The organism is Bacteroides sp. RTP31139st1_H2_RTP31139_211217 (assembly GCF_040227615.1).
Lineage (GTDB): Bacteria > Bacteroidota > Bacteroidia > Bacteroidales > Bacteroidaceae > Bacteroides > Bacteroides uniformis.
This window is the reverse complement of record NZ_JBCNZM010000070.1, coordinates 15,504-24,390: the sequence shown is the minus strand read 5'-3', so window position 1 is coordinate 24,390 and position 8,887 is coordinate 15,504. Positions and strand designations below refer to the sequence as shown.

The window sequence follows — 8,887 nt, the reverse complement described above, 5'->3', positions numbered from 1 at the left end:
GAGCGGAAAACGAGACTCGAACTCGCGACCCTAACCTTGGCAAGGTTATGCTCTACCAACTGAGCTATTTCCGCATTTGGAGAACGGGTGCAAAGATAAACAGTTTTCCCGTTTCTGCCAAATTTTTTTTTATAAAAGTACAGTACTCGCAGCGGGACTTGAACCCGCAGAACCTTTTACCTGCCCAGCAACTCTTTCTCTGCAGCTTGCATGGTCTCAAAATTGAAACCATCTACCACTTTCTGCATCAGGGCAGAGACTTCATCGTTACAAAGGTTTCCGATACTGCCTTCATGGGTATGATGTACCTCTTTGCTGTGCGAGAAGTTTCCGGCTTCAATATCCAGTCCCACCTTCTTGTAGGCATCGCGGAAAGGCATCCCTTCACGTGCCAAGCGGTTGACTTCCTCCACACTGAAAATAAGCAGATACTTGTCATCATCAAGAATATGTTCGTTCACCTTGATTTCGTTCATAATGTAAGTCGTCATCTGCAGACAGTCTTTCAGTTCCTGAAAAGCAGGCAGGAAGACCTCTTTGATAATCTGCAAGTCACGGAAATAGCCGGAAGGAAGATTGTTGGCTATCATCATAATCTGCTGGGGAAGGGATTGCAGTTTGTTGCACTTGGCACGCGTCAGTTCAAAGACGTCCGGGTTCTTCTTGTGAGGCATGATGCTGGAGCCGGTAGTGCAATCGTCCGGCAGCTTCACAAAACCGAAGTTCTGACTGTTGAACATACATGCGTCAAAAGCCAATTTCGATATGGTTCCGGCCACACTGGCAAGGGCGAAAGCTACATTACGCTCCATCTTGCCACGCCCCATCTGGGCATACACTACGTTGTAGTTGAGGGAATCAAATCCCAAAAGACGGGTAGTCATCGTACGGTTCAGCGGGAACGAGGAACCGTATCCCGCAGCAGAACCCAAAGGATTGCGGTTGCACATCTTGAAAGCTGCCTGAAGGAACATCATATCGTCCACCAGGCTCTCGGCGTATGCCCCAAACCAAAGTCCGAAAGAAGACGGCATGGCTATCTGCAAGTGTGTATAACCCGGCATCAGTACATCCTTGTAGCGTTCGCTCTGCATAACCAGCACATGGAACAATTGTTCCACAGCCTCCGCCACTTCCTTTATCTCTGCACGGGTAAAGAGCTTCAAATCGAGCAACACCTGGTCGTTGCGCGAACGTCCGCTGTGTATTTTCTTACCTATATCACCCAAGTTGCGCGTCAGCATAAGTTCCACTTGTGAGTGAACGTCTTCCACTCCCTCTTCTATCACAAATTCTCCACGCTCGGCCATCGCATAGATTTCCTTCAATTCGGCCAGCAATTGCCGCAGTTCTTCCTTCGTCAACAAGCCAATGCTTTCGAGCATCGTGATGTGCGCCATGGAACCCAGCACATCGTGCTTTGCTAAATAAAGGTCCATTTCACGGTCACGGCCTACCGTGAAGCGTTCGATATCCTTATTTACCTGAACGGATTTTTCCCAAAGTTTCTGAGCCACGTTGTTTCTAATGATTAATGGTTAGTGATTAATATTGTATCATCGCCAACATATCTGCCATCTTCTCCAATCCTTCCTGCAAGGGTTTCTGCACCATGGTCTTCATAAACGGATTTATATCCATGCCGATGGTCAGTTTCATTTTACATTCGGTTTCGGTGACGGGTACAATCTGTATCCACAGATTGAAGGGCAGCGGTGAAGTGGTTGTTGCAAACTTGATACACTTGCAAGGTTCCTTCTCCACAATCTGCAACGTAATCTTTCCTACGGGAGCCACCTCTATCGTCATGCTCTCCGCATCAAAACTCAAGTTCTTCACTTTGTCTTCAGGCAAACGGTCTTTCACCTTCTCCAGATTGCTCAGGTCGGAAAGCTTTTCATAAACAGCTTCTTGTGAAGCCGGTACAACTTTCACTCCACTCTCAAATTTCGTCATAATCAATCGTATTCAAAAAGAAAAAAGAACTATCCGGACAGAATCTATCCGAATGGCTCTTTTATCCATATTAACATTTTTACAAATAAGTTCTTATTTACCAGATTCCCAATGTGCAGGGTCTTTACGCCATTCATTCAGAGTCTCCACATCTTCTTCCTCGATATAGCCCGTACGCAGTGCCACTTCCATCACAGCCTCGTAATTGGTCAGCGTCACCAAAGGCACCTTGGCATCCTTGAAAGCCTTTTCGGCAACCGGGAAACCATAAGTATAGGCAGCCACCATACCGATGACCTCACATCCGTCACGGCGGATAGCTTCTACAGCCTTTAAACTGCTTCCACCCGTAGAAATCAAATCTTCCACGACTACCACCTTCATACCGGGACGAAGTTCACCTTCAATCAAATTCTCCAGTCCATGGTCTTTCGGAGTGGAGCGTACATATACAAACGGCAAGTTCAATGCATCGGCCACCAAGGCACCTTGCGGGATAGCTCCCGTTGCCACACCGGCAATGGCATCCACCTGTCCGAAACGTTCCAAAATCAGACGCGTAATTTCAATCTTTACGAAATTACGGAGAGAAGGATAAGAAAGGGTTTTGCGGTTATCACAATAAAACGGAGACTTCCATCCGGATGCCCAAGTGAACGGGTTAGCCGGTTGTAGTTTAATCGCTTTTATCTTCAGCAACTTCTCTGCAAACAATCTTTCTAAAGTTTTCATAGCAAAACTAATCTATATATGATAAATATGGCACAAAAATACGGAAACAGAATGAGAATAAAAAAGAGAAAGCCGATAATTTTCATTCGGAGTAGTCATTTTCCTCAGAAACCTCTATGCAACGACATATATCCTTCATTTCGAACCCCCTGCTCAAGGCAAAACGCACCAGTTTGCCATTCAACTCATACTCACTTTCGGCACGGACGCTTTTACGCTTTGCCGCCAGCAGTTTCTGCAAGACGGCGTGGTATTCCTCCTCATCAATCTCGTTCAAATAGGGCCAATAGACAGATGAAGATATCTTTTTCAACTGGAGCGCCTGCCCTATCTTCATCTTGCCCCATTTGGCAAAACGGTATTTGTCGTTGATGAAAGCACGGCAGAAGCGCTCTTCATCAATGTACTTCTCTTGTTCCAGACGGTTGATGATACGGTCTATGGCATCATAGGCAATGCCCCAGCGTTGCAGTTTCTCCGCAATCTCCGCCCGGCAATGCTCGGCAGTGGAGCAATATGCCGCCACTCTGTTCAAAGCTTCAGTTTCAGTTATTTCTATCATCGTTCTGCAATTACGTACCGGTCGTTGCCGGAAATATCTTTTCGGATACGGACATTCGTATAGCCTTGCTTGCGAAGCATCGAAGCGACAGCCTCTCCAAATGCCCGGTTGATTTCAAAATAGAGTCGGCCGCCGACCGTCAGCATGCTCCGTCCCAGTTCACCTATACGCCGATAGAAACGGAGCGGGTCGCTGTCCGGAACAAACAAAGCTCCCGAAGGTTCCCAGTTCAAGACATTTGGCTCCATGTCCTTCTTTTCTGTTTCCGTAACATAAGGCGGATTACTGACGATTACATCAAAGTACTCATCCTCAGCCGGTTGATACGTCAGGACATCACGCTGTACAAATTGTACGGAGGTCTGCAAAAGGCGGTTATTGTCGCCGGCTATGGCAAGAGCTTCTCCGGACATGTCCCAAGCAGCTACTTCCGCTTCCGGCAACTCTTTAGACAAAGTGACGGCAATACACCCACTTCCAGTGCCAATGTCGAGAATACGGGAAGCCGGAGCGACTTCCTCCAGCATCCTCTCCACCAGTTCTTCCGTTTCGGGACGGGGAATAAGCACCCCCGGAGCCACCCGAAAAGTACGTCCCAGGAAACGGGCAGTACCCTGCACATACTGTATGGGCTCAAAATTGCACAGACGGGAAAGAATGCTTTCCAATTCCTTTTCATCCTTTGGAGATAAAATCATATCTTTGCCCAGGTAATAGTCAATATGACTCTGACCTAACATTTCACAGCAGACAATACGGGAAAGATTGGCTGCCTCCCGGGGAGGATAGCACTCCTGCAAAGCACTGCGGATATGTGAAACGGTTACATTCATTCGGAGTCCGGTTTTATTCGGGCTGCAAAAGTAATCATTAATTTTGATTATTCAACCAAAAGACAAGCAAGGATATGAATTCAGAAGAAGAGAAATATATGCTGCGATGCATCCAACTGGCACAAAACGGACTTTGCAATACAGCACCCAACCCGATGGTGGGAGCGGTAATAGTATGTGACGGGAAAATCATAGGCGAGGGATACCATGTGCGCTGTGGAGAAGCCCACGCCGAGGTCAACGCCATCCGTTCCGTGAAAGACACGTCCCTGCTGAAACGTTCCACCATCTATGTCAGCCTGGAACCGTGTTCGCACTATGGCAAAACTCCTCCTTGTGCAGACCTCATCATCGAGAAGCAGATTCCACGCATCGTCATCGGGTGCCGGGACCCTTTTTCTAAGGTTGCGGGCCGGGGCATACAGAAACTGAAGGATGCCGGACGTGAAGTTATTGTCGGAGTGCTGGAAACAGAATGTCGGCAGCTCATCCGCAGGTTCATCACTTTCCATACTTTGCGACGCCCCTACATCACCCTAAAATGGGCGGAATCTTCTGACAGATATATCGATTACTCCCGCACGGACGGTAAACCGGTTATCCTCTCCAGCCCGCTGACTTCGATGCTGGTACACAAGAAACGGGCAGAGCACAGTGCCATATTAGTAGGTACCCGTACGGCTGAACTGGACAATCCCGGCCTGAATGTCCGCCATTGGTATGGTCGTTCACCGGTACGTATCGTGCTGGACCGGCAACAAAAGCTATCCCCCAGCCTTCACCTATTTGACGGTAGCGTGCCGACCCTCGTTTTTACAGAAATCCCGCACGCTCCGCTACCGAATGTAGAATATCTGCCAGTCAGCGACTACCGGCAGAATATACTCCCCGAAATCATGGAAATGCTGTATACACGCGGATTACAATCCCTTTTGGTAGAGGGTGGCAGCCAAACGCTCCAATCCTTCATTGATGCCGGATTGTGGGACGAAATCTTTGTGGAAGAAGCTCCGCACCTTCTTCATTCCGGCGTCAAAGCACCCGAAATCAGTGACGGATATCCATTTGCAACAGAGTATTCTTTCGGCAGGAGTTTTCGCCATTATACGGCCTCAAGAAACAGTCAATAGCCTCATTTCAGGGCTTTTTTATCGAGAAAAAGGGGGATATTATCTATAATTTTATATAAAACTTCCCCGTAAAGCTGTTTATAGAAAAAAATGTTCCTATTTTTGCAACTTGTAAATAAACACTAACTTTCAAAATGAGAATAAAGTTTCTATCAGTAATTGTGAGTTTTCTTATTGTGTCATTTGCTCTAAGTTCATGCCTTGACTCTGACGACAATTATGAATTCAGCTCCGATGCTACTATACATGCTTTTGGTATCGATACCATACATGGCAAACATTACAAATTTACAATTGACCAGCTCAATAGACTCATCTATAACAGAGATTCATTGCCCGTAGGTTCAGATACCATCATTGACCGTATTCTGATTGATACTATGACCGTTACCGGTTGGATAACTTCAGGCTCGCCTACCGACACGGTATTCGTCATGTCGGACTCCGTGGATTTGAGACCCGCCATGAATAACGATGCCGGCATGCTGTTCAAAGCACATGCCGCCGACGGTGTTACAGTCCGCGAATATAAATTGAAAGTTAATGTACACCTGCAAGACCCGGACTCACTCGTATGGACAGACATGCAGAAAAGGGGGAATATATTCTCCAATACCATCAATTTAGGTCAGCAAAAAGCGGTTGTACTGGGAGACGAACTATTTGTCTACACTTCCAACAGTACTGCTTACAAGACATCGACTGCGCCCGATAAATACAACTGGAGTAAAGTCAATGTCAGCAACCTCCCCTCAGACGTAAAGCTGACATCTGCCGTAGAGTATAACAATGCGCTTTATATGGTTACAGAAAGCAAAAGAGTATTCAGCTCTACCAACGGCGGCGCCTGGACAGAAGTCACTACATTGGGAGACAATGTCATAGTCCTCATCAATGGTTTCTCCGACCGGCTCTCGGGTATTGTGGAAATCAACGGAAAGCAATATTTCAACATCTGTAAAGACGGAAAGAATTGGGAAGCGGAAAACACGGCTGACAACCTTACCCTTGAGGAAGTCCCGGCAGGATTCCCTACCGAAAACATATCCACCACCCAGACCAACACCGGCAATGGTGTAGAGAAGGTGGTTCTGGCAGGAATGCCGCTGGCCAACGAACAAGAGACAATACCCTGGTTCTCATTGGACGGCAAAGGCTGGGCAAGCCTGGCTAACACGGTGTACGACACATCTTGTCCCGGCATGGTCAACCCTGCCATTATGTACTATGGCGACATGTTCTATTGCTTTGGAGGAGAACTTGACGCCATCTACAACTCCATCACAGGCATTGCGTGGAGCAAGACAGAAACCAAATTCCTGCTACCCCAGGAATTCAAAGGGAAAGGCGCGTACTCCATTATAGTGGAACCGACGAAAGACAAAACTGTGGACCCGGCAGACAAACGGGACTTCATTTGGGTGATATTCGGCGGCAACGGCACCAAGAATGAGGTATGGCGCGGACGTCTTAACAGATTGGGCTTCGAAATACAATAATAATGATGTCATATAAGGAAGAAATCGATCTAAACCGGATACCCCAGCACGTGGCGATTATCATGGACGGTAACGGACGGTGGGCCAAGCAGCGTGGACACGAACGCAGCTATGGACATCAGGCCGGCGCAGAGACTGTGCACGTCATTGCAGAGGAAGCCGCTAAATTAGGAGTCAGATACCTTACTTTATATACGTTCTCTACCGAGAACTGGAATCGTCCGTCGGACGAGGTAGCCGCCTTGATGGGATTGCTCTTCGACTCCATAGAGGAAGAGACGTTCATGAAGAACAATATCAGTTTCCGGGTAATAGGAGATATTGAAAAACTGCCTGCCAACGTACAGCAACGGCTCAACACTTGCGTGGCACACACCTCCCACAACACGGGAATGTGCCTGGTACTGGCATTGAGCTACTCTTCCCGCTGGGAAATAACGGAAGCTGCCCGGCAAATAGCCGACCTGGTACAGAAAGGTGAGCTGAAACCCGAACAAATCGACAGTGAGCTCATATCCCGTCATCTGACAACCCACTTCATGCCCGACCCCGACCTGCTGATACGTACCGGAGGAGAGCTCCGCCTCAGTAACTACATGCTCTGGCAATGCGCCTATTCGGAACTTTATTTCTGTGATACCTATTGGCCCGACTTCCGTGAAGAAGAACTACGCAAAGCCATATGTGACTATCAGAAACGCGAACGCAGGTTCGGCAAGACCAGCGAGCAAATCAATTAATCACCGGACACACAAATAGTAAATAGTAAATTGTAAAATAGTAAATAAAAAGATGCACTATCGTATTTTCTCCATACTCGTAACGTTTGTCTGCCTTTTCGGCTGCGCACTGACAACAGCAGCACAGGACGTAAACAACACCGATGAAACCGAAAAGCCGGTTATACTCTATTCGGGAACACCCAAGAAGTATGAAATAGCCGACATTAAGGTCGAAGGAGCCCAGAACTATGAGGATTATGTAATTGTCGGATTGTCCGGACTATCCAAAGGGCAGACTATCACCGTGCCGGGTGACGAGATTACACAAGCTTGTAAGCGCTACTGGCGCCACGGTCTGTTCTCTGACGTGGAAATTACAGCAGACAAGATTGAAGGCGACCAAATTTGGCTGACCATTCATCTGACCATGCGTCCGCGTGTTTCCGACATACGCTACAACGGTGTGAAGAAGTCAGAGCGTGAAGACCTGGAAAGCAGAATCGGCATGATAAAGGGCGGTCAGATTACACCTAACCTGGTAGACCGTGCCAAGACCTTGATAAAGCGCTATTTTGACGACAAGGGCTTCAAGAATGCAGATGTAATCATCACCCAACGTGATGATCCGGAAAAGAAGAATGAAGTGATTGTCAACATCGACATCGACAAGAAGGAGAAAGTGAAAGTACATCAAATCACCATTGTAGGCAACGAGGCCCTCACGACCAAGAAGCTGAAGCGTGTGATGAAGAAAACAAACGAAAAGGGCAAGCTGCTCAATCTGTTCCGCACCAAGAAATTCATTGAGGACAACTACGAAGCGGACAAACAGCTGATTATCGACAAATACAACGAACTGGGTTATCGTGACGCCATCATCGTGACAGACAGTATCAAGCCCTACGATGACCGCACGGTAGACATCTTCATGCAGATTGAGGAAGGACAGAAATACTATCTCCGCAATGTAACCTGGGTAGGTAACACACTGTATCCTTCCGAACAACTGAACTTCCTCCTCCAGATGAAGAAGGGTGATGTCTACAACCAAAAGTTACTTGAAGAGCGTACAATGACCGATGACGATGCCATCGGTAACCTTTACTACAACAACGGTTATCTGTTCTACAGCCTCGAACCGGTGGAAGTAAACATCGTGGGCGACTCCATCGACCTGGAAATGCGTATCTACGAAGGTCGCCAGGCTACCATCAATAAAGTCAGCATCAACGGTAACGACCGTTTGTATGAAAACGTAGTACGCCGTGAACTCCGTACCCGTCCGGGCGAACTCTTCAGCCGTGAAGACCTGATGCGTTCCATGCGTGAAATCCAGCAGATGGGACACTTCGACCCCGAACAAATCCAGCCCGACATCCAGCCGAGACCGGAAGACGGCACGGTAGACATCGGTTATGACCTTGTATCCAAAGCCAACGACCAGGTAGAGTTC

9 protein-coding genes and 1 tRNA gene are annotated in these 8,887 nt (G+C 47.6%); 4 read left to right on the top strand and 6 right to left on the bottom strand.

What is annotated here, in order from left to right; translation table 11 throughout:
• Nucleotide 1 precedes the first annotated feature (1 nt).
• The 6 genes from ABUA47_RS13030 to prmC form a co-directional block, all read right to left on the bottom strand.
• Nucleotides 2-74, bottom strand: a tRNA-Gly gene (locus tag ABUA47_RS13030).
• A gap of 102 nt (nucleotides 75-176) precedes the next feature.
• Nucleotides 177-1,517 (bottom strand): argininosuccinate lyase, encoded by a 1,341-nt coding sequence (gene argH, locus ABUA47_RS13025; RefSeq protein ID WP_009037779.1) that lies wholly within the window; start codon nucleotides 1,515-1,517, stop codon nucleotides 177-179.
• 28 nt (nucleotides 1,518-1,545) lie between these two features.
• Nucleotides 1,546-1,956, bottom strand: a complete 411-nt coding sequence (locus ABUA47_RS13020; RefSeq protein ID WP_005825141.1) for an SRPBCC family protein — start codon at nucleotides 1,954-1,956, stop codon at nucleotides 1,546-1,548.
• Between the two features lie 93 nt (nucleotides 1,957-2,049).
• Nucleotides 2,050-2,688, bottom strand: coding sequence for an orotate phosphoribosyltransferase (gene pyrE, locus ABUA47_RS13015; RefSeq protein ID WP_005825142.1), 639 nt, complete (start codon nucleotides 2,686-2,688; stop codon nucleotides 2,050-2,052).
• 82 nt (nucleotides 2,689-2,770) lie between these two features.
• Nucleotides 2,771-3,250, bottom strand: coding sequence for a regulatory protein RecX (locus ABUA47_RS13010; RefSeq protein WP_005825143.1), 480 nt, complete (start codon nucleotides 3,248-3,250; stop codon nucleotides 2,771-2,773).
• Nucleotides 3,247-4,083: a peptide chain release factor N(5)-glutamine methyltransferase gene (gene prmC / locus ABUA47_RS13005; protein WP_035449852.1), complete on the bottom strand. Its 837-nt coding sequence runs from the start codon at nucleotides 4,081-4,083 to the stop codon at nucleotides 3,247-3,249. Before prmC ends, ABUA47_RS13010 begins: the two co-directional genes overlap by 4 nt.
• A 74-nt stretch (nucleotides 4,084-4,157) precedes the next feature.
• Between prmC and ribD the strand changes: the two genes are divergently transcribed.
• The 4 genes from ribD to ABUA47_RS12985 all read left to right on the top strand — a co-directional run.
• On the top strand, nucleotides 4,158-5,213 hold the full coding sequence (ribD, locus tag ABUA47_RS13000) for a bifunctional diaminohydroxyphosphoribosylaminopyrimidine deaminase/5-amino-6-(5-phosphoribosylamino)uracil reductase RibD (RefSeq protein ID WP_005834757.1): 1,056 nt from the start codon (nucleotides 4,158-4,160) through the stop codon (nucleotides 5,211-5,213).
• A gap of 134 nt (nucleotides 5,214-5,347) precedes the next feature.
• Entirely contained in the window at nucleotides 5,348-6,712 is a 1,365-nt protein-coding gene (locus ABUA47_RS12995) for a DUF6242 domain-containing protein (protein ID WP_035449854.1), read from the top strand.
• A 5-nt stretch (nucleotides 6,713-6,717) separates the two neighbouring features.
• Nucleotides 6,718-7,452 (top strand): isoprenyl transferase, encoded by a 735-nt coding sequence (locus ABUA47_RS12990; protein ID WP_005834753.1) that lies wholly within the window; start codon nucleotides 6,718-6,720, stop codon nucleotides 7,450-7,452.
• Between the two features lie 52 nt (nucleotides 7,453-7,504).
• The coding region (locus tag ABUA47_RS12985) for an outer membrane protein assembly factor (protein ID WP_349831654.1) at nucleotides 7,505-8,887 on the top strand (1,383 nt) is incomplete at its 3' end.